The following is a 22884-nucleotide window of genomic DNA, read 5'->3' on the forward strand; positions in this document are numbered from 1 at the left end:
GACTCATCCCGTATCCTATGCCTGATGATGTTCGTGTTCCTTGGGCCGGAAGTTTGCCTCCAGCTTCCTTTGGATTCCACCTCGCGGTGGACACCCTTGCTCTTGGCTAGTGGTTGGTAACTACAAACCCCCACAGTGGACTTTCACCACCTAGTTAATCGCCATGCGTGGCACACTAAAAAGAAAAGCCGCGGGGCCTCCCCCGCAGCTTTTCTCTATCAAGCTGAACTCATCAGCCCGTTTGTTCTATATACTTAAACTTACCAGCCCCGGGAATACTGCTTCGGTGCTTCGAGCTCAACGCCAAGCTTTGCGGCGGCAATCCGAGGCCAATAAGGCTCGCGAAGCAGCTCACGGGCCAGGAAGATCAGGTCGGCACGGCCGCTGGACAGAATCTCTTCGGCCATTTCAGGCTCGGTGATCAAGCCGACTGCGCCCGTTGGAACGTCCGCCTCACGGCGAATTTGTTCTGCAAACGGAACCTGGTAGCCCGGATAAATTTTAGTCGGAGCTTTCGGAATAATCGCACCGGAGCTCACATCAATCAGATCAACACCAAGCTCTTTAAGCCACTTCGCATACACTACATAATCGTCCGGCGTGTCGCCTTCATCGTGATAATCATGTGCCGATACGCGGACAAGCAGCGGACCGTCCCAAACCTTCTGAACCTCGCCGATTACTTCTTTCAAGAAGCGGAAGCGGTTCTCCTGGCTGCCGCCATATTCGTCCTCGCGGCGGTTCGTCATTGGAGAAAGAAACTGGTTGATCAGGTAACCATGGGCAGCATGCAGCTCAATTACGTCAAAGCCGGCTTCCTTGGCGCGGCGGACGCCGTCTGCAAAAGCCTGAACGGTTTCCTGAATCTGCTCCTTCGTCATGGCCTGAGGCGTTTGATAATGGTGGCTGAACGCGATGGCTGAAGGAGCCAGGATTGGACCCTGCAATTCCGCTTTGCGGCCTGCATGGGCAATCTGAATGCCGATATGGGAGCCTTGAGCTTTCACCAGGCTAACCAGTTCCTTCAGTCCTTCAATATGTTCATCGCTCCAGATCCCAAGATCATTAGGAGAAATCCGGCCCTGAGGTGTTACGGCAGTAGCCTCCAGAATAATAAGCCCGACTTGGCCAACGGCCCGTGTCGGATAATGAATTTTATGCCAATCCTGCACTTTCCCCGATTCGTCTTCAACGGAATATTGGCACATAGGTGCCATGACGATCCGGTTTTTGAGCGTAATATTTTTGAGTTGGTAAGGTTCGAACAGCAAGAATCTCACTCCTTTTTGTATATATAAAAATCAAAGACTTATCCACTATACCGCTTTTTTTCGTATATCGCAATATTTCAATATATCTTTATGAGGTTTTTAACAAATTCTCTCAGCCGCCCTGTATTACTTTGTCCATTACTCGTTAAAAAGAAACGGCCTCCTTTCTCAGAAGAAGACCGCCTTTACTTATGTTACTTAATCGCCACAAAAAACAACCGCTCTGCCTCGTCATCCGCCAGCTTCCACTCGAAATCCGCATAACATTTGATTTCCTTGAAGCCCGCTCGTCTCAGCTCCGCCATCATCCATTCGGGGTCGTAAGCGCGCTGGATATGAATTTCCTCGAAACGTTCGTACAAAGACCCGGATTCCATACGCGCAAAAATCGATAAACGGTGCTCAATTTCGCACCGTTCTTCATCAAAGTCGCAGGTCCAAATATACGATACCTCCGGTTCGTCGAGCACAAAAGGCTGCTCCTCGCCATAACGGCGCAGGGTAGCCGGATGGTGGACATCAAACAGGAAGCTGCCCCCCTCTTTCAGAGCGTCATAGGTGCGTGCAAACACCTCAGCTATTTCCTCCGGCTCCAGCACGTAGTTCAGGCAGTCGCAGAAAGAGATGACGGAATCCACCGGCTCAGGCAGCTCCCAGCTCCGCATATCCTGACATATCCATCTAACGCTGCCTTCGCGGTATAAACGGTTTCCTCCGGCCGAGGCTTCCATTTTGTTCTGCGCGACCGACAACATATCCTCGGACAGATCAATGCCCGTCATCTGATAACCGGCATTCGCCAAAGGAATGGTGATGCTCCCCGTTCCGCAGCCCAGCTCGGCAACCGTATGTGGAACGCCGTGTTTCTGCCAGGCCGTCTGCGCAAATTCTACCCAGCTTTCATAGGGCATGTCCTGCATCAATTCATCATACACGTAAGCAAATTTCCGGTAAGCCTCCATAATGCTTCGACTCCTTTTTCCCAAACAAACAGAGGCCGGCCTGAAAACACATAACCGTTTCCAACCCGCCTCTATTTATTAAAAACTGAATTATTCCTGTTCTCCGTCCGGTCTGACGAGATAAGTCCAGCTTTCCTTCTGCGTGACCTTGCCTTCCTTCATCAGCTTGCCCAGCGCCCGCTTAAATGCCGATTTGCTGATGCCGAAACGCTGCTTGATCACATCGGGAGGCGTAGCATCCGAATAAGGCATCGCGCCGCCCGGACGCTCCGCGAGGAACGCCAAAATCTTGTCTGCATCTTCAATCTGGCTCACCTCGCGGCGGGCCGTCATCGACAAGTTGACCCGTCCGTCTTCGCGGATATGGGCGACCCGAACCTGAACCGTCTCCCCAAGCCGAAGCAGCCGGGAACGTTCCGAGGAATGGATCATGCCGATCGCGCCAAAACCAAGCACCCCGCCTTGAACCACAACAAAGGTTCCCATTTGCAGAGGTTTATAGACGATGGCGTCAAACCATTGATTTTTCCAGGAATCCGGCGCATGGAAAGCCTTGGCGCTCAATTCCTGCTCTCCGGCAAGCTTGGCCTTAAGACGGCCCTGCTTGTCCTGCTCCATGATCACGTACACGCGGTCCCCCACCTGCGGATGCAGTTCAGGAAGCTCCGGGAGCTCGCGGATCGGCAGCAGCAGCTGGCGTCCAAGCCCCATTTCCAGAAAGCAGCCGAGCCGCGGATGCACGTCCGCAACCTCCAGCAGCGCCATTTCGCCCAGCGTCAGATAAGGTTTCTTCATCGTCGCGGCCGGCCGGTCCTCCGTATCGAAGAACAAAAACACGTCCACGGTGTCCCCCGCTTTGACCGGATGCGTCACTTCCGAATAATGAAGCAGAATATCCTGTCCTTCATCTCCGCGCAGAAAATATCCGTAGGGTGAAACCTCCCGGTCTACCGGCAGAGAAACAATCGTACCTGCAATCAGACTCATACCGTCTCCACAACTTTGGCATCGGACCAAAGACGTTCGATATTGTAATATTCGCGTTCGTCGCGGTGGAAGATATGCACGATAACGTCACCCAGATCCATCAGCACCCAGCGGGCCGAATCAAGGCCTTCAATGCCTTTGACCGTACCTCCTGCTTCATTCACCTGCTTGCGGATTTCGGTGGCAATCGCCTGCACCTGCGTATCGGAATTACCGTGACAAATCACGAAATAATCCGAAATCAGAGAAATCCCCTTCAAATCCAAAGCGACAATATTCATAGCTTTCTTATCATCAGCGGCCGTAACCGCGAGGTTTAACAATTGTTCTGGCGAAACTGCCATTCAGTTTCCTCCTTATACTCATTTAAATTCAGCCTTTGGAGGCTTGAGCCCGTTTAGCTTCATTCAGCTGCTTGATGAGATCGTTCCGGGCAAACATCGTCATCGGGAATATAATCTTGCGCTGCTGCAGCAAAAAAGAAATGGTCGAATCGAAGCCGGCGACCAGCGCCTCTTCGAGACTATTTTTCGCCAAATCGCGAATCGTATCCACGCCCGGGAAATCCCGTCCCGGCTCGATATAATCGGCCAGGCAAATGATTTTGTCCAGCTTGGTCATCCCAATCCGTCCCGAGGTATGGTACCGGATTGCGTCCAGCACTTCGCGGTCGGTTATGCCATAATCCCGCTCAGCTACAAAAGCGCCGACCTCGGAATGCAGCAGCTGTTTGTCATGCTCAAGCAGCTCCTGGTTCAAGCCCTTGTCCGCGTTGTCGCGAATCACGGCCGCCTGCTGTTCGATCGGCCAATATTTGGCCACATCATGCAGAAGAGCTGCCAAATCGGCTTTAACCGGATCGGCGCCAAAACGCCCGGCCAGATCCACGGCAGAAGCCATGACCCCTTCGGTATGTCTCCACCTTTTCTCAGGCATTTGACCGGATACCGCCTTAATCAGTTCCTCACGGGTGAATGCCATACGCTCCGCTCCTTATCATCAGATCATAAACCGCGTCCGGCACCAGATAACGGATTGATTTGCCTTGTCTGAGCCGGCTGCGGATCAGGCTGGAGGAAATATCGACAAGCGGCATTTCGGCCAGCACTACGCCATCCTGAATAAACTCCGGCAGGGAATCGAGCTCCAGCATGCTCCCCGGACGCTGCAGACCAATGAAGGTAATCATCTGAACCAGCTCGTCGATCCCCTCCCACTTCGGAAGGTAGTTCACCATATCCGCTCCGATAATAAAATAAAACTCATAAGCCGGATGTTCGGCCAGTAGCTGCTTCATCGTATCCACCGTGTAGGAGATCCCGCCTCTGCGCAGCTCGATGTCCAGCGGATGAAAGGCCGGATTGCTTTGAATCGCCGCTTTAACCAGCTCGAGACGCTGTTCGCCGCTTACACCAGCTTTGGCTTTATGAGGCGGCTGATGCGAGGGCATAAACCACACTTCTTCAAGTCCGTACTGATCTCTCGCCGCTTCTGCCGCCAGCAGATGGCCGGTATGGATCGGATCGAAAGCGCCGCCCATAATGCCTACTTTTTTTCTTGCCGTCATGCCATCTCGACCTTTCCCTTATTTCGGCAGCTCGATTTGCTTGTAGTCTTTAGACTCCTTATAAAGCACAATCGTGCGTCCAATGGTCTGTACCAGCTCTGCACCGGAGCCTTCGGCAAGCTCCGCAGCAATGTCCTTCGGATCTTCGAGGCAGTTATTCAGAACGGAAATCTTGATCAGCTCTCTCTTCTCAATGGCTTCCTCGATATGTTTAATAACCCCTTCGTTGGTGCCGCCCTTGCCCACCTGAAAGATCGGGTCCAAATGATGAGCTTGCGCGCGTAAAAAGCGTTTCTGTTTTCCTGTTAACATATTTAGTCATTACTCCATTCCATATCGTAAAATCCTGATTCTAACGAATCCGGCCTTTCATGCAAAAGCGGGACTCCTTATAAAAATTAATTCTAGTATACCCCAAATTCGGTTAATACCGCTTGCCTCATCGCTTCCGAAGGAGCCGTGAGACCGGTCCAATACTCCAAGGCATAAGCCCCCTGGTTCACAAACATGCCCAGCCCGCCGTGGATCCGGCAGCCTTTGGCTTCAGCCTCCTGCAGCAGCCGGGTCTTCAGCGGATTGTAGATCAAATCGCTGACTACTATCCCCTCCGGGATAAACCGCTCTTCCAGCGGCGTGTCTCCACCGTTCGGGTGCATGCCGACCGAAGTCGTGTTGATGATAATATCCGCCCGGCCTGCATAGGCTGCCAAAGCTTCCGAATCTGTCCCGCAGGCCGTGATTTTGCCGAGCGACGCCCATTCCAAAGCCAGCTTGCTTGCGTTCTCCATTGTCCGGTTGGCGATGATGATCTCCGAAGGCTTCTCCTTCAGCAGCGCATGAACGATGCCGCGAGCCGCGCCCCCGGCCCCTAAGACAAGTACGGTTAACCCCCTTAAATCCGGGATCGCTTCCTCTTTGAGCGAACGGATATATCCAATCCCATCCGTGTTGTAGCCAGTCAAAAAACCTCCGTCATTGACGATCGTATTGACCGCCCCAATCGCCTTGGCATCGGCATCCACCGCATCCAGAAAAGGAATGACGTCCACCTTATGCGGCACGGTTACGTTTACGCCATGGAAGCCTAAAGCCCGTATCCCTTCTACAGCCGCCCCGAGTTGTTCCCCTTTCACGTGCAGCGGCACATAGGAGCCGGACAATCCCAGCTCCTTTAAAGCCGCCATGTGCATCACCGGAGATTTGCTGTGCCCAATCGGATCGCCCATGACGCCAAACAGCAGCGGCTCATGAACCTTCACTAGCTGAGCAAGGTTTCCCATTTCCGTCTCCCCCGTTTCTCCAATCGCTTAAATCAGTGAATCCCGCACCATGACTTTAACGCCTTTAGGGGCATGGACGGCAATGATCGATCCTTGATCGCTGTTGACTTTAACCCAGCCCAGGCCGGAAATAAACACGTCTGAATGAGAGCCTTTGGCAATCCGGAACTCATGTCTTGTCCAGGCAGGCAACTTCTCAATATTGTCTTTGGTTGGCGGGGACAGCAGCTCTCCCGCATGAGCAGCAAACAGCTGATCCGCCCGTTCCAGCTTGGTCCGGTGAATCGGCACCCGTCCGCTTACAAAGCAGGTGAAGGAATGATGGTATCCCGTTCCTTGTATGAAATCAAACCGCGCGAATCCGCCGAAGAACAACGTTTGTCCTTCGTTCAGCTGATAAACAGCCGGTTTAAGCGCCTTCTCGGGCAGCAGCACGCCAAGATCGCGTGTATCCACGAGCTCTGTATAACGGGAAGGATACATAATCCCCGGCGTATCTACGATAAACTTGCCGTCATCCAGCGGAATATTAACCATATCCAGCGTTGTTCCCGGATAACGGGAGGTCGTCAGCTCCTGCTCCAGGTCGCTGTAATCACGGATCAAACGGTTGATCAGCGTTGATTTGCCGACATTGGTCGCTCCAACCACATAGACGTCACGGTCGCCCCGATGTTGGCCGATGGCCTCCAGCAGACGGTCAAATCCGTCGTTCTGCTTGGCGCTGCACAAAATGACATCCTCCACTTTAAGCCCCGCATCTTTGGCCTGCTTCTGCACCCAGTTGCGGATCTTGTTCCAGTTGGAGACTTTCGGCAGCAAATCAATCTTATTAACAGCAAGCAGCACTGGATTGTTGCCGATGAAACGCTGCAGCCCGCTGATGACGCTGCCCTGGAAATCAAAAATATCCACGATATGGATCACCAGCGCATCCTTGGTGCCAATCTGGCCCAGGAGACGCAGGAATTCGTCCTGATCTGGAGTAACCGATGAGGACTCGTTGTAATTTTTAATCCGGAAACAGCGCTGACAAATAACAGGATCATTCTGCATCGCCTTCTCCGGCACATACCCGGGTTTGCTTGTATCTGTCGTCTGCAAGGAAATTCCGCAGCCGCTGCAGCGCGGCAGTACGGAGTTGTCTTGAGCAGTTGTCATTTCTTCTTATCCTCCTCCAGCCAAAGTCCGGCTTTATGCAGCCTTCCTTTGACAAAACGTTCAAGTCTGCGGTTAATCCGCGTCCCGATGCCTTCGTCCCCTGCCGAAATCGGCAGGACAAGCACAGTAAACAGCCCCAGACGGTTTCCGCCCAAAACGTCGGTCATCAGCTGGTCTCCGATGACGATCGTCTCCTGAGGCTGCAAATTCATCATATTCATGGCTCTTCTGAACGGGGCATTGGAAGGCTTGCGCGCCTGGTGCACAAATTCGATATTTAAAGGAGTCGCAAACGTCGACACCCTGTTCATGTTATTGTTGGATACGATTACTAACTGAAATCCGCATTTCTTTACATATTCAAACCACGCTACGAGCTTCGGATTGGATAACGGATCCTTGGCCCCTACAAGCGTATTGTCCAAATCCGTAATGATTCCTCTGTATCCTTTGTCATACAGATCCTCCAGATCGATGTCAAACACCGTATCGACCCGCAATTTGGGCATAAATTTCTCAAACAATCTCGTCACCTCGGTTTCATAGGACAAACTATACCATAATCTTCAATTATAGCAAATAGAATCGGCTTGTCAGGCTGTTTCTGGCCTAGGGCCAGAAAGGCTATGCCTGAGGAGAAACAGAAACGGGAGCCGCCTCCTTCCGCAGCAGCGGTCGCAAGCAGCACCCGTTATCATGTTCTGAACAAAATTACCCGGCTTGTTTTCGTTTCTGCTTTCGAACAAAAGCCTTGAGCTCCCTGGAAAGCTTGATCGTCGTTCTCCAATCTTCTTGACCAACAGACTCGGCGCTGTATTTGGCCTGTTCAAACTGTCTGAGGAGCGGCTCTAAACGTTCCGCAACCTCGGGCTGCACCCGTTCCCAGCGCTGAGCCGCTTCTCTTATGGTTTCATGTTCGGCTCTTCCGTATCCCTGGCGTTTCATAATAGCCAGCCATCTCCGGGATTCCGCCACCACTTTGTCTGCATCGGTCAGATGTTGACCATGTCTCAAACGCAGCAGCAGGAAATAAAGGGCTGTCCGGTTTCTCCAGGCTGCAAACGAAGCCCACAGCAGCAGTGCCGCAGCCAGAACCCAGCCGATAACAGAAGCTGGAAAACGGCCGTCCGAAACACTAGCCTGCACAGGCTCGTCTGGCTGGGAGGTTTCTTTCTCTTCCTCCGGCTGCTGCTGCTCGGCAGGTTCATCCTCCTGCTCCTGAACAGGGGTGCTGTCCGGAAGGGTAAATCCGGGAGTCGCTTCAACCGGAATCCAGCCGTAGGTTTCACCCAGATAAATCTCTGCCCAAGAGTGGGCATCAGCGTTGGTAACCATATAAGTCTGAGGATTGTTATCCGGAGCAGCCGATTTCTCGGCCAAATCCGAAGCCGCTCCAAGCTGTCCGGGCGCGTATCCTTTCACCCAACGGGCCGGAATATCCAAGGAACGCGCCATCATAACCAAGGCCGTTGAGAAATAATCGCAGTAACCTTCCTTGATTTCAAACAGAAAGCTGTCCACGAAATCACTGGACTTTTTTTTGCTGAGATCGGGCGTATTGGTATATCTAAAATTCGTTCTCAGATAATCTCTGAGCAGCATGACTTTGCCATAAGGCGTACTGGTTGAAGACGTTACCTGCTGGGCCAAATCTTTAACCCGGTCCGGAAAAGCGGAAGGCAGCTGCAGATAAGCCTGCTCATCACCGCTTCCTGCACCGTAGAGCTGGTTAAAGCTTTCCTTCTGCAGCTCGTCCTCCGAATATTCAGGAACCTCTGAAACCACCGTGTACTGGCGGGGATAGTTGCCATTGCCCCGGGAACCGCTGGTGAAACCGCCCCAGTACATCGTCGCTCTCTTGCCGCTCCATATCAGCTTCGGCTTGATATCTGCGTCTGATGCATCCGGCGGAATGTCAACTTGAGTAATCGAATAGGCACCAAACAGCACCGGATACTTCTCCTGATTCAGCATCGTGACCCGCTGAGTAATCTGGTGTTTGGCGGCTGTTCCCGCCTGCGGATTCACGACCTCTTCTCCGGATTCGGCTGATCGGGGCCCCGTATTCTCCCGCGCGTCATCAATCCAGCCTGTACCCGTATAATACTCCCGGGTCTCCCCGCGCCAATAGACTCTTGAGTCTGTCACGACATTCATGACCGGACTGCTGTCAAATTGAAAGCCGCCGCCCAGCTTGCTGTCATCCCTGCTGTATCCGGAGGTGGTTCCCGAGGAACCACTGCCCGATTTGCCGGAGGCAGTACCGTCAGATGTGCTCCCGGCATCCGCCCCATGTCCGCCATTCCAATATTTCTGCATCAGCGTGTAGGGATCTTCAAGCACAGGGCTGATCGTCGGCACGCTGACCCCGATCCATAGCACAGCGGCAAATATAAAAGCGATATTGGCGAGAATTCGCAGCGGTCTTCGCCGCAGCGCTTTCCAGCCGCGGGGATGGTTCAGCTCCATCCGCCGGAAATGGTTGCTGACCAGCCAGCCCATGCCGGCAAATACGCACCAGGCCGTTTCGCTCCATAAGGAATACGGGGTGAAGGAATCCAAAATCGTAAGAGCAATAATATTGAGCCCAAGAAACAGAAGGATCCGGCTTCGCCTGTCAATGACGCGGGCGGCAAGCTCGAATAAAGCCCATGCTGCGATCGTGAACCAGATATAAGGCGCCAATTGTTCAAACGCCATTCGCATTTTCAAAGAATAAGGAAGATACGCATACTGCTCCGAAAAAATTTGGTGCAAACCTAATAATCTAATATGAAGGATGACTATGGCGGTTAACTTCAGCAGCCACCGGAAGACCGAGCCGACAGGCAGAAATTCAGCTGCAGCGGTGACAATCAGTGTATATAAAACAAGGTTTGAGGTTTTATCCAGCCAGACAGGCTCCGTAAACCTATACCACTGGTAAGCCATAATGAACAGCCAGACTACAGAGGCCAAAGAGTACCATGATCTCGACCAGTTCCCCAGCTTACTCATACTCGTCCACCTCCAACCGCGGCGGGAAGTTCCTCCAGCGTATTCAAATGCGTGCTTTGTATGCCCGCTCCCGGCCACACCGGTTTCTGGAAAGAGCCTGATTCTCTGGAATTAAAGCCGCCGATTTGAATGTGGTACAACGTCATCTGACGTTGACGGGCAAATTGGAGCATTCCTGAAAAGCTCTCCAGCGATCGCGGACTGATATAAACAAGCAGCTGACCGCTGCGGAACTGATGACTCTGAGACTCCATAAAGGCATAACCCTCCGCATAGCTTTGACCATCCGGAAGCAGATCAACCAGGTGGTGCAGCATTTGCTGGTGCTGGTGAGGACCGAGCTCCGGCGGAAAAATCCTCGGGGACGCATTCAATGTGCACAAGCCCATTCGAATCAGGTTCCGTCCGCCATAATCAAGCAGCGATGCGGCAGTTGAAACCGCGAGTTCAAACAGATCGGCATGCGGATAACTCTCTGCGCTGCCGTCGAGGATCAGCATCGTATTCGGCATGGATTCATGTTCAAACTCCTTGGATTTGAGTTCACCCGTTCTGGCCGTTGCGTTCCAGTGAATCCGCGTCATGCGGTCTCCGGGCACATAATCACGCACCCCGCCGATCTGCGTCGTTTCATGGCGGGATTGAGCCTGCTGCGTCTGTGGACCGGCAAAGCGGAGTCCACGTTCAAACAGCTGCCATCTTGGTATAAATATGGTTCTGGGCAGCACCTGGAAGTTGCCCGGAACGGCAACCGTACGTTTATGTTCCACAAGGCCAAATATATCCTCATAGACCAATTCGGTATCCGTAAAGGAATAGCTGCCTCGTTCAAGCGGGGGCGTCTGGTAGACCAGTTCGCCTCCGGAGCGAACCTTCGGAACGATGCTTTCCTCAAAGGACCAGGATTCCCCGCTGTGGCGCTTCAGCACTTCCCGCACAATGACATAGGGAACCGGCAGAAAACGCGGAGGCTCCATCCGGAATTTGATCCGCACCTGGTCCCCGGCCTGCAGCAGCCGACGGTCCCCGTCCGTGGACAAGGATCTGGAACCTCGCGTCTTAAGCTTAGTGCCAAGCAAGCTCAGCAGCCAATACACGGCCAGCAGGGAGACCATCACAAATAACATAATGGAGGTTTTGCCCCCTTGAAACAGGACATAGAGCAAACAGATTGCCCATACGAAGCCAAACAGCTTGATGCCGGAAAGTCTGCGGCTTCTCTTCAGGCTTCTTAATTTAAGTCTGGACATCAATCTTATCGCCCCACGGACACAGGCACCTGTACCTGCTCAAGAATGGAACGAAGCACAACTCCGGCATGCTGAACTCCTTGTCTAGATTCCGGGCGAAGCAGCATGCGGTGGCTCAGCACATAAGGAGCCAGCAGCTTAATATCGTCCGGCAGGACAAAGTCCCGGCCGTCCAGGAAAGCAAATGCTTTGACAGCCGCCGTGAATGCAAGGGATGCGCGCGGGCTTGCCCCAAGAAGGACAGCGCCGTGCTGACGCGTGCTGCGGACGACCTCCAGCAGATAGCCGGTAACCGCTTCGCTGATGTGCACATCACGAACCTCCCGCTGAAGCTGGGCGATCCGGTACATATCGGTAACAGGGAGAAGGGAATCGACGGGTTGTCCGATTTGCTGAGCCAGCACCATCTTCTTCTCGGTCTCGGCATCGGGATATCCCATCGTAATTTTGATCATGAAGCGGTCCAGCTGAGCCTCGGGCAGCATATAGGTGCCTTCAAAATCAATCGGATTCTGCGTCGCGCATAACATAAAAGGATGCGGCAGCGAGTAGGTTACGCCGTCAACGGTCACGCTGCGTTCCTCCATGACCTCCAGCAAAGCGGATTGGGTTTTGGTGGTTGCGCGGTTGATTTCATCCGCCAGCAGAAGATTCGTCATCACGGGACCGGCACGGAACACGAATTTCTGCTCATGAGGATGGTAAATCGAAACCCCCGTTATATCGCTCGGTAAAATGTCCGGATTACACTGGACACGCCGGTATTCTCCATTCATGGATTTCGCTAAAGCCTTGATTAATTGGGTTTTCCCCGTTCCCGGCACATCTTCAATCAGAACATGTCCGCCTGCCAGCAGGGCGGTCAGCAGCAGTCTGATTTCAAAGGATTTCCCCAGGATGCAGGATTCCAAATTCGTTCTAACAGCAGATATAACAACTAATGATTCGGGATTAAGGGGCATATAAGAGCTTCCTCCTGTATCGAGTTTATTAATGAATAAAAGACAAATGAAATATAAAATCGATAAGTTTTAAAAATTTTTTGTCTATTTCTTATTGTACATGATAAGCCCCTTAGAAGTACACGTTTCTCCCTATTCTCCCAGGTTTTGTTATGGTTGAGCTGCTGTAGGCGCTCGGCGCAGCACCAAAGAAAAACAAAAAACGGCCCCCATTGTTAAAGTTTCTAACAAAGGGGGCCGCTTGCAGGGTCAGGTACCCTGATCAAAACCCGATTTCTTCGTTCTCAGCCTTTCGGGCGAACAACCAAAGCCGCCAGGAACGAGAAGATGATTGCCGAAGAAATCCCGGCACTGGTCACATCAAAGATCCCGGTAATCACGCCGATCCAGCCGTCCCGGTGCAGCTCGGTAATCGCCCCATGCACAAGCGAGTTGCCGAAGCTGGTAATCGGCACAGAAGCTCCGGCACCGGCGAATTTAACGAGCGGCTCGTATAAACCCAGGCCGTCCAGAACCGCACCGATGACAACAAGCGTACTCATCGTATGGGCAGGAGTCAGCTTGGCCACATCAAACATCAGCTGTCCGACTACACAGAATGCGCCTCCAATAAGAAAAGCCCATAAAAAAATCATTGTGGTTATATTCCCTCCTTCTCAATCGCAACAGCGTGCGCAATGCAGGGGATCGATTCCCCTTGCTGATAAGACAGCGGCGACAGAAGCGCGCCTGTCGCTACGACAAGGACCCGCTTGAGATTGCCGGAAGCGATCCTCTTCAGGATATGGCCATAAGTAACGGATGCCGAACAACCGCAGCCGCTCCCGCCGGCGATCACCTGCGGCTGCTTCTCACGGTCATAAATCATCAGCCCGCAGTCCTGGAAATCCGTCTGCTCCATCGGAACCCCGTCCCGCTTCAAAATATCCTTCACAATCGGCAGCCCTACAGAGGCCAGGTCTCCGGTTACGACCAAATCATAGTCGGCCGGCGTCCTGCCCGTATCGCGGAAATGCGAAACGATCGTATCGGCTGCAGCCGGAGCCATAGCTGCGCCCATATTAAACGGATCGGTAATGCCAAGGTCCTGGATTTTGCCGATCGTAGCATGAGTAACCCGCGGACCGTTCCCTTTGGCTGCTACGACAGCGCAGCCCGAACCCGTAACCGTATACTGGGCTGTCGGAGGCTTCTGTGAACCGTATTCGGTCGGATAACGAAACTGTTTTTCCGCCGTGCAATTGTGGCTGGCGGTTCCCGCGAGCACATAACCCGCGTTGCCGCTGTCGACCATCATCGAAGCAATCGCCAGACTTTCCATGGAGGTCGAGCAAGCGCCAAAGACCCCCAGATATGGAGCCCCGAAGCTGCGGGCCGCAAAGGACGCGCTGATGATCTGGTTCATCAGGTCCCCGCCGACAAAATACTGCAGCTGGTCTTTGGTAATTCCCGCATGCATCAGCGCGGTAGTGCCTGCATGCTCCAGCAGCTTGCGTTCTGCTTTCTCCCAAGTCGATTCACCGATCTCCAGATTGTCAAACACGTAATCAAAATCCGCAGCAAGCGGGCCTTGTCCTTCCTCCGGTCCCACAACGGCAGCGGATCCGATAATCACCGGCTTTGATTTGAATTCCCAGGTTTGTCCGCCAAGCAGCATCAGGAGTGCCCTCCTTGTATGCCGAATATTGCGTAAATAACTCCAATAATAAAGGCGGCTACCACGCCAAAGACAATAACGGAGCCTGCCAGCTTGAACATGTTGGCGCCAACGCCAAGCACAATTCCTTCACTGCGGCTTTCCAGGGCGGAGGAACACATGGAATTGGCAAAACCGGTAACCGGCACGGCTGATCCGGCTCCCGCCCACTGAGCAATTTTGTCATAAACGCCCAAGCAGGTGAGAATAATGGAGATAATAATCAGCACGGCTACTGTCGGGTTCGCAGCCTCCCGTTCCGTCATGTCAAAAACCGCTTTAAAAAATTCCTGGATCGCTTGTCCGATGATACAAATCACGCCTCCAACCAAAAAAGCCCGGATACAGTTTTTAAATACACTGCGCGAGGGTTCATGTTTTTTGGCAATTTGCTTGTAATCTTCAGCGTTCAGCGATATGGAATTCAGTTTGATTTTAGCTCCCGGTTTTGTATTAGTGGCCATGACTGACGCCTCCTTCTTAGAAAAATCTGTTGTTTAGCCGTTATTATTTGTTAGTTGCCCCATAGTTATGTTTGGATAAATTATGTTGGATAAAAATAAAAACGGCGCCTTCCCACCAGCGGTCTCCGCCAGGTTGAAATGCACCGTTGTTCTTTTTCCAGCCGAATCCTGTGTTCCCGTTTGCTCATAACAGCTGAAGTACAATCACAAGTAAAATAAACAGCAAACAAATCAGCAGCCACTCTTTTTGTTTCTCATCCAGCATCCCAAGCCCTCCGCCTTCGGTATTCAGCCCTCCGCCATTTTATGCGGGAGAGAGAGTTCAAGTGCCTGTCTGAGCGCCTTTTTCAAAATGGACATCCCGCTCTTCTTGGTTCATACTAATATCATACTGAAAGGAGCGAATAGGCACACATGGAACAGAAAACACTTGAATTATTCAAACAGCTGACCGAATTCCCGTCCGTATCGGGCTTTGAGCGGGAGCTCCGGGGTTTTGTCAAAAACAAACTGTCCACCTATACCGAAGAGTTTGTGCAGGACCGCCTGGGCAGCTTGTTCGGCGTATTGCGCGGTGACGAAAGCGGACCGAAGGTTATGGTTGCCGGTCATCTGGACGAGGTCGGATTTATGGTCTCCGGCATCAGCGACAAAGGCATGATCTCCTTCCAACCGCTCGGCGGCTGGTGGAGCCAGACGATTCTGGCCCAAAGACTTCAGGTAATCACCCCTAACGGCCCGGTAAACGGCGTGGTAGGTTCGATTCCGACCCACCTGCTTGACGAATCGCAGCGCAACAAGCCTGTCGATATCAAATCGATGTATCTGGACGTTGGCGCGGACAGCCGAGAAGAGGCTGAAAGTTTCGGCATCAAAATCGGCATGCAGATCGTGCCGGTATGCGAATTCACGCCGCTGTCCAATCCGAAGAAAATCATGGCCAAAGCCTGGGACAACCGCTACGGCGTCGGTTTGGCCATCGAATTGATGGAGAACCTACATAAGGAAAAATTGCCGAACGTGCTTTACGCCGGCGCCACCGTTCAGGAAGAGCTCGGCCTCAGAGGCGCGCGCACCGCGGCCAACCTGATCCAGCCGGACATCTTCTTTGCTTTGGACGCCAGCCCTGCCAACGACATGACCGGCGATCGTCAAGCTTTCGGCCGTTTGGGCGACGGCGCTTTGCTGCGCATCTTTGATCCGGGTATGCTGACACACCGCGGCATGGTCGAATACGTCGAGGATACAGCCGCCACCCACAAGATCAAATACCAATATTTCATTTCCAAAGGCGGCACCGACGCAGGACAAGTCCATCTGAGCGGCATCGGCGTGCCTTCGGCCGTGATCGGCATCTGCTCGCGTTACATCCACACTTCTTCTTCGATCATCCACACCGATGATTACGCGGCAGCCAAAGAGCTGATTACGAAGCTGGTGCGCGGTCTTGACCGCACTACGCTGAATACGATTCTGGAGCGCGCTTGATTCAAGGAGACCTTCTTATGAAAAATACAGGCAGCCGGCAGGGGAAATGCTCCCCTTCGGCTGCCTTCTTATTTCCGGATTGCAGCCCTCTTACGGCTGCTTCATCACCTGAAGGAACGGCGGCCAGTCGTTCCAGAGATTTTTTTTCGCCCAATCCAAATGATCCTGGTTGTCGTACTGCCGGAATACGCCTTCAATATGGAAGATAAGATTCAGATACATATCGTACATCCGCTTTCGTTTGACCGCACCCGGCGTTTGCGCAACAGGACCATATCCCTCCAGAAAATCGCCCGAATCTGCAACCGAACGGAAATAAAATTCCATAAGCGGATCGCCCCACAATGCACGTTCACAGTCGATGATGCCCGTAATTCGGCCTTCATCCACAAATACATTGCCATCCCACAGATCCCAATGGACCAAACGAGGTTCCCGCACTTCCCTCAGGCTGGCCCTGCCCCGTTCAAAAGCGCCGCGGATTTCATACGGTTCGGCCGGCAGCTCACATCTCACATCCTCCGCATCAAGCAGCAATCCTTCGACCATGTTCAGGAAACATTCGTCCCAATCCCCACTTTGGAATTCCTTCAGGGCCAAATAACCGAATCCAGGACCGGCAATTTCGTTAATCGCCCGGTTGATCCTCCCTAAAGCCTTCTGCACCTGCTTGACCTGCTGAACTGCAAGGCCTTGTTTGACTTGGTTAAACGGCATGCCGTCCAGGCACTCCATCACAAAATATTCGCTCGAAACCAGCGTTCGGCTCGGATCATACCCGTAGACTTCCGGAACCGGAATCCCGGCTTCGCGAAGCATTACCAGCGCTTTCACCTCGGCGTTCATCATATTCCGCTCGTAACGCATACAACGTGCGCCCTGCGGCGGCCCGGCCTTCAGAATCACCGTCTTCTCCTCACGGCTTCCTCCGCCTCCAGAATAGCCAGAGCCATCCCCCTTACCGCTGCTCTCATCTTCTCCGTAGCGATCTGTACTCAAGGTAATCCAGTAAGCTGCGTTGAACCATCCGTCCTCCAGCTCCTTGGAATGATGTATAACCGTCTTCCCGCCAAACACAACCCTGATCAGCTTCTCCAGCTGCTGTTCGGTCAGCTCTGCTTTTGTTGCGCTCCTCATGGCCAAACCCCTCCGTCTTATTAGAGAACAAGAAAACCGCCAGCTAAAGCAAATGCTTTTTCCTGCTGACGGTTTCCTTCCTGCTTCCTTAACGAATACTATATAAGAAGAGCCGATAAATGAAAATGCTTTCTTATGAAGTTTTTGGTTTAAACAGCTGCTTACAGGCGTTCCAAAATCAACACGCCGCGGCCCGGGATGGTGGTTGTTCCTGCCAGTTCGGCATCGCTGAGCAGCTCTTTAAATTTGTTCCCGCCCAGCTCCAGCTCGGAATCCTCCGCGTTATGGTTAAGCACGAACAGGAAGCTGCGGCCGTCCTTGCTGCGTTCAGCCGTCTCCACGCCTTCCGGGGCAGCAAGCAGCGGCTGGATACCAGCTTCTTCGCAGAGATTGGCCAGGAAGCCTTTCATAAAGGACTCATCCGGGCTGCTAGCCACATAATAAGCTTGCCCTTTGCCGAATTTATTGCGGGTCAGCACCGGCATCCCCCGGTAGAAATCCTGGCCGTATTCCGCCAGCACCTCTGCGCCTTCCGCATGCACCAGATCGCACAGCAGGCCGCATTCGTAGCTGCCTTTGAGACCCCCCCACTGCCCCTTCATCACAATTTCGTTGCGCTGATCCGGGAACAAGGCGTCAATCTCCTCCGCCCAGATGCCAAGTACCTTGCGCAGTTCTCCAGGATAACCGCCTAATGTCACAATGTCGTTCTCGTTCACGATCCCACTAAAGAAGGTGGTCACAAAGGTGCCGCCGGCTTCCGTAAACCGCTCCACCTTGTCTGCGAAACCAGCTTTCACCATATACATGACAGGCGCGATGACCAGATCATATTTCGAAAAATCCTCCTCCACCCCGATCATATCGGTCTGGATGTTCAGATCAAATAAAGCGTGGTAGAACTTGTGCACTTCTTTCACATAGTCGAGCGCGACGGAAGGTCCGCTTGTCAGATCGGTCGCCCAGCTGTTCTCCCAGTCATAAACGATGCCTACCTTGGCCTGGCTCCGGGCATCCAGAAGCGTGTCGCCCAGCTGCTGCAGCTCACGGCCCAGCTCTGCGCATTCACGGAATACGCGGGTATTCTCATGGCCTACGTGTTCAATAACCGCTCCATGATATTTCTCGCAGGCGCCGACCGAACGGCGCAGCTGGAAGAACAGCACCGTATCCGCGCCGCGGGCCACAGCCTGATAACTCCAGAGACGCATAACGCCAGGGCGTTTCAGCGAGTTGTAAGGCTGCCAATTCTGCTGGCTCGGCGTCTGCTCCATCAGCATAAACGGCTTGCCGCTCTTCAGCCCGCGCATCAGATCATGTGTCATCGCCGTGAAGCTGACCGGCGTATCCAGCGAAGGATAGTTGTCCCAGGACACGACATCCAAATATTTGGCCCACTCGAAATAGTCCAGCTCCGGATAGAAGCCCATCAGGTTCGTCGTTACGGGAATGTCCGGCGTATGCTGCTTGATCGCGTCATACTCCAATCTGTAACAGTCAAGAATGCTGTTGGACATAAAACGTCTGTAGTCGAGGGAAATGCCCTGAAAGTTGGTCCGGTTGTGCCCCCACTCTTCGCTAAGATCGCTTGGGGGAACGATTTCTTCCCAATCATAGAAGGTATGTCCCCAAAACCGCGTATTCCAGGCCTTGTTCAAAGCCTCCAGCGTTCCGTATTTCTTCTGCAGCCATACGCGGAATTCGGCTGCACAGTTCTCGCAGTAGCACATGCCGCCGTATTCATTGGAAACATGCCAGATCAGCAAAGCAGGATGGTCTTTATAACGCTCTGCCAGTTTGCCGGCAATAGCTGCCGAATATTTGCGGTAGGTGGGAGAATTCGGACAGGAATTGTGGCGTCCGCCGAACTGGCGTTTATGTCCATTTTTGTCTACCCGGCGTACATCCGGGTATTGTCTGGCCATCCAGGCCGGATGAGCGCCTGTGCTTGTAGCGAGGCAGACATAAGTTCCGCTTTGATGCAAACGGTCCATCTGCTCATCGAGCCAGGCAAAGTCATAATCATGTTCGCTTGGCTGATTCAGCGCCCAGGAGAAGACGTTAATCGTAGCCACATCTATGCCTGCCAGCTTAAACATTCTCTCGTCTTCTCTCCAGATCTCCTGCTCCCACTGCTCCGGATTATAGTCGCCGCCGTACCAGATTTTAGGCAGTTTGGAATTGATCATTTTACGCTGCACATCCTTTTGTATATAATTATATTATCATTCTAATACCGCTTTCATTGGCTTTAAATATAAGATAATGGCGATTTAATATAAGAATATGGAAGCCGTATAGAAGGGAGATCATGAACGCATGCAGACGCGGATTCACCGCAGGTTCGTCTTCACTCCAGCCGGAGAGCAGGCGCTCCCCCTTCAGGTAGAAAGCGTAGGGTTCAATCCTGGACAAGAAGAAATTGTACGCCCCTCCGGTTATCCGCTTTACCACTGGATACAAACCGTGGAAGGCGAGGGGCTGCTTACGGTCGGGCAAAGCGATTACCTGCTCCCGCCAAACAGCGGGATGCTGCTGTTTCCGGATGAAGCTCATCTGTACCGCGCGGAAAGCTCCACCTGGAACACGCTTTATCTCACCTTCGGCGGACCGGCTGCAGCCGAAATCGTCCAAGCCTTCGGCATCCGCGAATCGGCCTTCTTCAGCTGGGAGCCAAACGCCGGATTGCCTGATCTGCTTTGGGCTATGCTGGAGCGGCTTGAAGCCGGGGAAGACGCGTTTGGGCTGGATGCATCCTCCGATACCTACCGATTTGTCGGCTTGCTCAGCAAATTTGGTGCGCTGCACCATAACAAGGCCATCACCCGCAACCTGGAGAAGCTGCAGCCGCTGCTCAAATGGATGGATGACCACCTTGCCAATCCCGAGGTTGGACTTGCGGATTTCGGAGCCGTACTGGGCGTATCGGGCCGCCATTTAAACAGCCTGTTCCGCGAAACCTTTGGCATTGCCCCTTACGCCTATTTCCTTCAGGTCCGGCTGCGCAAAGCCAAGGAACTGCTGGCCGCCAGCCGCGGCAGCACGGTCAGTGAAATTGCCGCAGCGACCGGCTTTCGCGATCCCAGCCATTTCGTCGCCACCTTCCGGAAAGCCGCAGGCATGACGCCTGATCAGTTTCGGAAGCTGCATTAAACAGGTTTGATCAAGTAGACAGATCCCGCCCGGGTTTCAAACCGGAGCTCCTTCACGGATGAAACCGCTCCGCCCGCATCAGCTCCTTGTACTTCGCTTGGCGGGAATGAAACAGGCGCTTCCCCTCCGGTTAAGTCCGTTCCTGCAGCGGCCGTTATCGTCAAAGCTTCGGTGCTGCGAATCCGGCAGATGCCGGAGCGGTCGGCCTTGATAGAAGCCTGAGTCAGCTTCCCGCCGGCCCATTCCAGATCGACCGTATAACCGCCGCGTGCTCTAAGACCGGCAGCACGGCCCTTCTCCCATGCCCGAGGCAGGGACGGCAGCAGATGGATGCAGCCAGAATGGCTTTGCAGCAGCATTTCAGCCATACCTGCGCTGCCTCCGAAATTGCCGTCAATTTGAAACGGCGGGTGCTCGTCAAACAGGTTGGGATATGTGGAGCGGGACAGCAGCGTTCTTACGAAGCCGTAAGCCTTCTCTCCATCCTTCAGCCTTGCGTACAGATTGATCAGCCAAGCGCAGCTCCAGCCCGTATGTCCGCCTCCCCGCTCAACCCGGCTGTCCAGCGAGCGCTTGGCCGCCGCGGCAAACTCCGGCGTTGTCTCCAGGGTGATCGAGTCGCCCGGATACAAGCCATAAAGATGCGAAACATGACGATGCCCGGGTTCGGCTTCTGCAAAATCTTCGCTCCATTCGCGAAGACGGCCGTCCGGGCCGATACCCGGCACAGCCAGTCGCCCCGCCGCCTGCCGGATCTCCTCCAGCCAAGCATCCCGGACATCCAGGATGTTCGCGGCTTGCTGGCAGGCCTGAAACAGCTCCGCAATCAAGGCCATGTCCATGGCAGTCCCTGCGGATACGCTGCAGGCCTCCCCTTCCCCGGTCAGAAATTGATTCTCGGGAGATGTCGAGGGCGCCGTCGTCAATCGTCCATCCGGGCCTTCGACCAGCCAATCGAGCGCAAACAGCGCCGCCCCTTTCATCAGCGGAAAAGCCGTGCTCTGCAAATAGTCTTCATCCGGCTGAAACTGATAATGCTCCCACAAATGACGGCAAAGCCAAATCCCGCCCATCGGCCAGAAGGCCCAGCTGGAGTCGCCGTCCGAAGGACCGGATGAACGCCAGAGATCCACATTATGATGGGCCGTCCAGCCCCGTGCTCCATAATGGATACGGGCCGTTCTTGCTCCGGTCACGCTGAGATCCTGAATCAGGTCCAGCAGCGGCTCGTGGCATTCGCTCAAATTGGCGGTTTCCGCATGCCAGTAATTCATTTCCGTGTTGATATTCGTCGTGTAATTGCTGTTCCACGGGGGCTGCATATGCGGATTCCAAATACCCTGCAGGTTTGCCGCCTGCGTGCCCGGTCTTGAACTGCCCATCAGCAGGTATCGCCCATATTGAAAATAAAGCGCCTCCAGCTGCGGGTCCCTGCCACCTTCACGATAGCGGACAAGCCGCTGATCTGTGGGCAGCTGCTCCGCTTCCGGCTGCGCCCCCAGGTCCAGCGTCACCCGGCGGAACAACCGGCGATGGTCTTCCAGATGACGCTGCAGCAGCGAGCCCTCTCCCAGCTCCGCTGCACTTCGCAGCGTTTCCGCATTCCGCAGCGCCCATTCCGGATTCTTGCCGGGCTCACGGTCAAATCCGGCAAAGCTGGTTTCGGCAGCAAGCAGCAGCGTCACTTTTGAGGCTCCGGCGATATAAAGGCTTCCGTCCTCCGTCACCACTGCCGTCCCTGCGTCCAGAACAGCCTGCACCCGGACCTCAAAAGACATGCCTAACCCCTCTTCGTACAGCACCGACTGCGGATGGTTCCCGAGATAGTTGTCGGCTATATGGCTGGGAGCCCTGCCGTTCATGAGCAAATGCCCCCCGGCCCCTTCCCGGCAGCTGTGCGGCAGCGGTGAATCAAGCAGCACCTTCAGCTCGAACGGCTCTACGCTTTCCGACTTCACCTGCACGACCATCACCTGGTCTTCGGCGCTCACCCAGATATCGCGTGTATACCTTTTGCCGTCCAGCTCGTACAACGTTCTGGCGATTCCGCTGTCCAGGTCCAGTTCTCTGGAATAGCTTGATCCCGGCTGAATCCCGTCGTCAGCGTTCGGATGCTCCAGGTACAAGTTGCCCGCCGGCAGATAGGATTCCGTACGCCAGCCCAGCATGTGCCGGTTCATCAGCTCTTCCGCCTGTTTGTATTCCCCGGAGAAAATAAGCTCCCGCGCCTGCTTCAAATAACGGATCGCCTCGTAATTCGCTTGATCCCGCGGGAATCCCGACCAGAGCGTATCTTCATTCAACGCAACTTTCTCTTTGGCTGCGCCTCCGTACACCATCCCGCCAATCCGTCCGTTGCCGACGGGGAGAGCTTCCTCCCAACAAGCAGCAGGCCGGTCATAATAAAGTTTCCACTCCTGATTCTGTGCCATTTGTTGTCTTCACTCCTATCCATCCTTTAGCTGCAGCAAAGGCCCGAACCAGAAGGGCGGGCCTTTGACTTGCAGCA

General features: G+C 53.7%; 21 protein-coding genes. 2 read left to right on the forward strand and 19 right to left on the reverse strand.

Translation table 11 applies throughout. The features are described 5' to 3' along the window. Positions 1-260: 260 nt before the first annotated feature. The 16 genes from namA to spoVAC form a co-directional block, all read right to left on the reverse strand. Positions 261-1280, reverse strand: coding sequence for an NADPH dehydrogenase NamA (gene namA / locus AWM70_RS11770; RefSeq protein WP_099093083.1), 1020 nt, complete (start codon positions 1278-1280; stop codon positions 261-263). 185 nt (positions 1281-1465) lie between these two features. Then, positions 1466-2233 (reverse strand): class I SAM-dependent DNA methyltransferase, encoded by a 768-nt coding sequence (locus AWM70_RS11775; protein WP_068696601.1) that lies wholly within the window; start codon positions 2231-2233, stop codon positions 1466-1468. Between the two features lie 90 nt (positions 2234-2323). After that, the gene (locus AWM70_RS11780; RefSeq protein WP_068696603.1) at positions 2324-3220 is read right to left on the reverse strand and encodes a CvfB family protein; all 897 of its coding nucleotides are present in this window, start codon (positions 3218-3220) and stop codon (positions 2324-2326) included. After that, on the reverse strand, positions 3217-3564 hold the full coding sequence (gene rsfS, locus AWM70_RS11785; protein WP_068696605.1) for a ribosome silencing factor: 348 nt from the start codon (positions 3562-3564) through the stop codon (positions 3217-3219). Before rsfS ends, AWM70_RS11780 begins: the two co-directional genes overlap by 4 nt. A 28-nt stretch (positions 3565-3592) precedes the next feature. After that, positions 3593-4201 (reverse strand): bis(5'-nucleosyl)-tetraphosphatase (symmetrical) YqeK, encoded by a 609-nt coding sequence (gene yqeK, locus AWM70_RS11790; RefSeq protein ID WP_068696608.1) that lies wholly within the window; start codon positions 4199-4201, stop codon positions 3593-3595. After that, on the reverse strand, positions 4185-4787 hold the full coding sequence (locus AWM70_RS11795) for a nicotinate-nucleotide adenylyltransferase (RefSeq protein WP_068696610.1): 603 nt from the start codon (positions 4785-4787) through the stop codon (positions 4185-4187). The genes yqeK and AWM70_RS11795 overlap by 17 nt, the downstream gene beginning before the upstream one ends. A gap of 18 nt (positions 4788-4805) precedes the next feature. After that, entirely contained in the window at positions 4806-5099 is a 294-nt protein-coding gene (yhbY, locus tag AWM70_RS11800) for a ribosome assembly RNA-binding protein YhbY (protein ID WP_068696612.1), read from the reverse strand. A 92-nt stretch (positions 5100-5191) separates the two neighbouring features. Further along, the gene (locus AWM70_RS11805) at positions 5192-6067 is read right to left on the reverse strand and encodes a shikimate dehydrogenase (protein ID WP_068696614.1); all 876 of its coding nucleotides are present in this window, start codon (positions 6065-6067) and stop codon (positions 5192-5194) included. Between the two features lie 27 nt (positions 6068-6094). Next, a complete protein-coding gene (gene yqeH, locus AWM70_RS11810) occupies positions 6095-7228 on the reverse strand; it encodes a ribosome biogenesis GTPase YqeH (RefSeq protein ID WP_068696616.1) in 1134 nt (377 codons plus the stop codon). Continuing rightward, complete coding sequence (locus AWM70_RS11815) at positions 7225-7752, reverse strand: YqeG family HAD IIIA-type phosphatase (RefSeq protein ID WP_068700608.1); 528 nt, start codon at positions 7750-7752, stop codon at positions 7225-7227. Before AWM70_RS11815 ends, yqeH begins: the two co-directional genes overlap by 4 nt. A gap of 187 nt (positions 7753-7939) precedes the next feature. Then, complete coding sequence (locus tag AWM70_RS11820; protein WP_068696618.1) at positions 7940-10225, reverse strand: transglutaminase TgpA family protein; 2286 nt, start codon at positions 10223-10225, stop codon at positions 7940-7942. Then, positions 10222-11475: a DUF58 domain-containing protein gene (locus AWM70_RS11825; RefSeq protein ID WP_068700610.1), complete on the reverse strand. Its 1254-nt coding sequence runs from the start codon at positions 11473-11475 to the stop codon at positions 10222-10224. Before AWM70_RS11825 ends, AWM70_RS11820 begins: the two co-directional genes overlap by 4 nt. A 5-nt stretch (positions 11476-11480) precedes the next feature. Next, positions 11481-12437 (reverse strand): AAA family ATPase, encoded by a 957-nt coding sequence (locus AWM70_RS11830; RefSeq protein WP_068696621.1) that lies wholly within the window; start codon positions 12435-12437, stop codon positions 11481-11483. Positions 12438-12721: 284 nt separating this feature from the next. Further along, a complete protein-coding gene (spoVAE, locus tag AWM70_RS11835) occupies positions 12722-13072 on the reverse strand; it encodes a stage V sporulation protein AE (RefSeq protein ID WP_068696623.1) in 351 nt (116 codons plus the stop codon). 5 nt (positions 13073-13077) lie between these two features. Next, positions 13078-14094, reverse strand: a complete 1017-nt coding sequence (spoVAD, locus tag AWM70_RS11840) for a stage V sporulation protein AD (protein WP_068696625.1) — start codon at positions 14092-14094, stop codon at positions 13078-13080. After that, positions 14094-14597 carry a stage V sporulation protein AC gene (gene spoVAC, locus AWM70_RS11845; protein WP_068696627.1) on the reverse strand — a complete coding sequence of 168 codons (504 nt, stop codon included), beginning with the start codon at positions 14595-14597 and terminating at the stop codon, positions 14094-14096. Before spoVAC ends, spoVAD begins: the two co-directional genes overlap by 1 nt. 414 nt (positions 14598-15011) lie before the next feature. Between spoVAC and AWM70_RS11850 the strand changes: the two genes are divergently transcribed. Beyond that, positions 15012-16085, forward strand: coding sequence for a M42 family metallopeptidase (locus AWM70_RS11850; protein WP_068696629.1), 1074 nt, complete (start codon positions 15012-15014; stop codon positions 16083-16085). Between the two features lie 90 nt (positions 16086-16175). Here AWM70_RS11850 and AWM70_RS11855 read toward each other — a convergent pair whose 3' ends face one another. Continuing rightward, complete coding sequence (locus AWM70_RS11855; RefSeq protein ID WP_068696631.1) at positions 16176-17222, reverse strand: phosphotransferase family protein; 1047 nt, start codon at positions 17220-17222, stop codon at positions 16176-16178. 161 nt (positions 17223-17383) lie between these two features. Next, positions 17384-19411, reverse strand: a complete 2028-nt coding sequence (locus AWM70_RS11860; RefSeq protein WP_068696633.1) for a beta-galactosidase — start codon at positions 19409-19411, stop codon at positions 17384-17386. Positions 19412-19541: 130 nt separating this feature from the next. Between AWM70_RS11860 and AWM70_RS11865 the strand changes: the two genes are divergently transcribed. Next, entirely contained in the window at positions 19542-20375 is an 834-nt protein-coding gene (locus AWM70_RS11865) for an AraC family transcriptional regulator (protein WP_068696635.1), read from the forward strand. On the opposite strand, the gene AWM70_RS11870 is transcribed toward AWM70_RS11865, so the two are convergent. Further along, complete coding sequence (locus AWM70_RS11870; RefSeq protein WP_083180257.1) at positions 20372-22807, reverse strand: glycoside hydrolase family 95 protein; 2436 nt, start codon at positions 22805-22807, stop codon at positions 20372-20374. The two genes, AWM70_RS11865 and AWM70_RS11870, sit on opposite strands and share 4 nt — an antisense overlap. Between the last annotated feature and the right edge of the window lie 77 nt (positions 22808-22884).

The organism is Paenibacillus yonginensis, from assembly GCF_001685395.1.
GTDB lineage: Bacteria > Bacillota > Bacilli > Paenibacillales > Paenibacillaceae > Fontibacillus > Fontibacillus yonginensis.

Excerpts from the sequence above, each read along its gene's own strand:
- AWM70_RS11775 (WP_068696601.1), bottom strand. The coding sequence starts at position 2,233 with ATGGAGGCTTACCGGAAATTTGCTTACGTGTATGATGAATTGATGCAG.
- AWM70_RS11780 (WP_068696603.1), bottom strand. The coding sequence starts at position 3,220 with ATGAGTCTGATTGCAGGTACGATTGTTTCTCTGCCGGTAGACCGGGAG.
- rsfS (WP_068696605.1), bottom strand. The coding sequence starts at position 3,564 with ATGGCAGTTTCGCCAGAACAATTGTTAAACCTCGCGGTTACGGCCGCT.
- yqeK (WP_068696608.1), bottom strand. The coding sequence starts at position 4,201 with ATGGCATTCACCCGTGAGGAACTGATTAAGGCGGTATCCGGTCAAATG.
- AWM70_RS11795 (WP_068696610.1), bottom strand. The coding sequence starts at position 4,787 with ATGACGGCAAGAAAAAAAGTAGGCATTATGGGCGGCGCTTTCGATCCG.
- yhbY (WP_068696612.1), bottom strand. The coding sequence starts at position 5,099 with ATGTTAACAGGAAAACAGAAACGCTTTTTACGCGCGCAAGCTCATCAT.
- AWM70_RS11805 (WP_068696614.1), bottom strand. The coding sequence starts at position 6,067 with ATGGGAAACCTTGCTCAGCTAGTGAAGGTTCATGAGCCGCTGCTGTTT.
- yqeH (WP_068696616.1), bottom strand. The coding sequence starts at position 7,228 with ATGACAACTGCTCAAGACAACTCCGTACTGCCGCGCTGCAGCGGCTGC.
- AWM70_RS11820 (WP_068696618.1), bottom strand. The coding sequence starts at position 10,225 with ATGAGTAAGCTGGGGAACTGGTCGAGATCATGGTACTCTTTGGCCTCT.
- AWM70_RS11825 (WP_068700610.1), bottom strand. The coding sequence starts at position 11,475 with ATGTCCAGACTTAAATTAAGAAGCCTGAAGAGAAGCCGCAGACTTTCC.
- AWM70_RS11830 (WP_068696621.1), bottom strand. The coding sequence starts at position 12,437 with ATGCCCCTTAATCCCGAATCATTAGTTGTTATATCTGCTGTTAGAACG.
- spoVAE (WP_068696623.1), bottom strand. The coding sequence starts at position 13,072 with ATGATTTTTTTATGGGCTTTTCTTATTGGAGGCGCATTCTGTGTAGTC.
- spoVAD (WP_068696625.1), bottom strand. The coding sequence starts at position 14,094 with ATGCTGCTTGGCGGACAAACCTGGGAATTCAAATCAAAGCCGGTGATT.
- spoVAC (WP_068696627.1), bottom strand. The coding sequence starts at position 14,597 with ATGGCCACTAATACAAAACCGGGAGCTAAAATCAAACTGAATTCCATA.
- AWM70_RS11850 (WP_068696629.1), top strand. The coding sequence starts at position 15,012 with ATGGAACAGAAAACACTTGAATTATTCAAACAGCTGACCGAATTCCCG.
- AWM70_RS11855 (WP_068696631.1), bottom strand. The coding sequence starts at position 17,222 with ATGAGGAGCGCAACAAAAGCAGAGCTGACCGAACAGCAGCTGGAGAAG.
- AWM70_RS11860 (WP_068696633.1), bottom strand. The coding sequence starts at position 19,411 with ATGATCAATTCCAAACTGCCTAAAATCTGGTACGGCGGCGACTATAAT.
- AWM70_RS11865 (WP_068696635.1), top strand. The coding sequence starts at position 19,542 with ATGCAGACGCGGATTCACCGCAGGTTCGTCTTCACTCCAGCCGGAGAG.
- AWM70_RS11870 (WP_083180257.1), bottom strand. The coding sequence starts at position 22,807 with ATGGCACAGAATCAGGAGTGGAAACTTTATTATGACCGGCCTGCTGCT.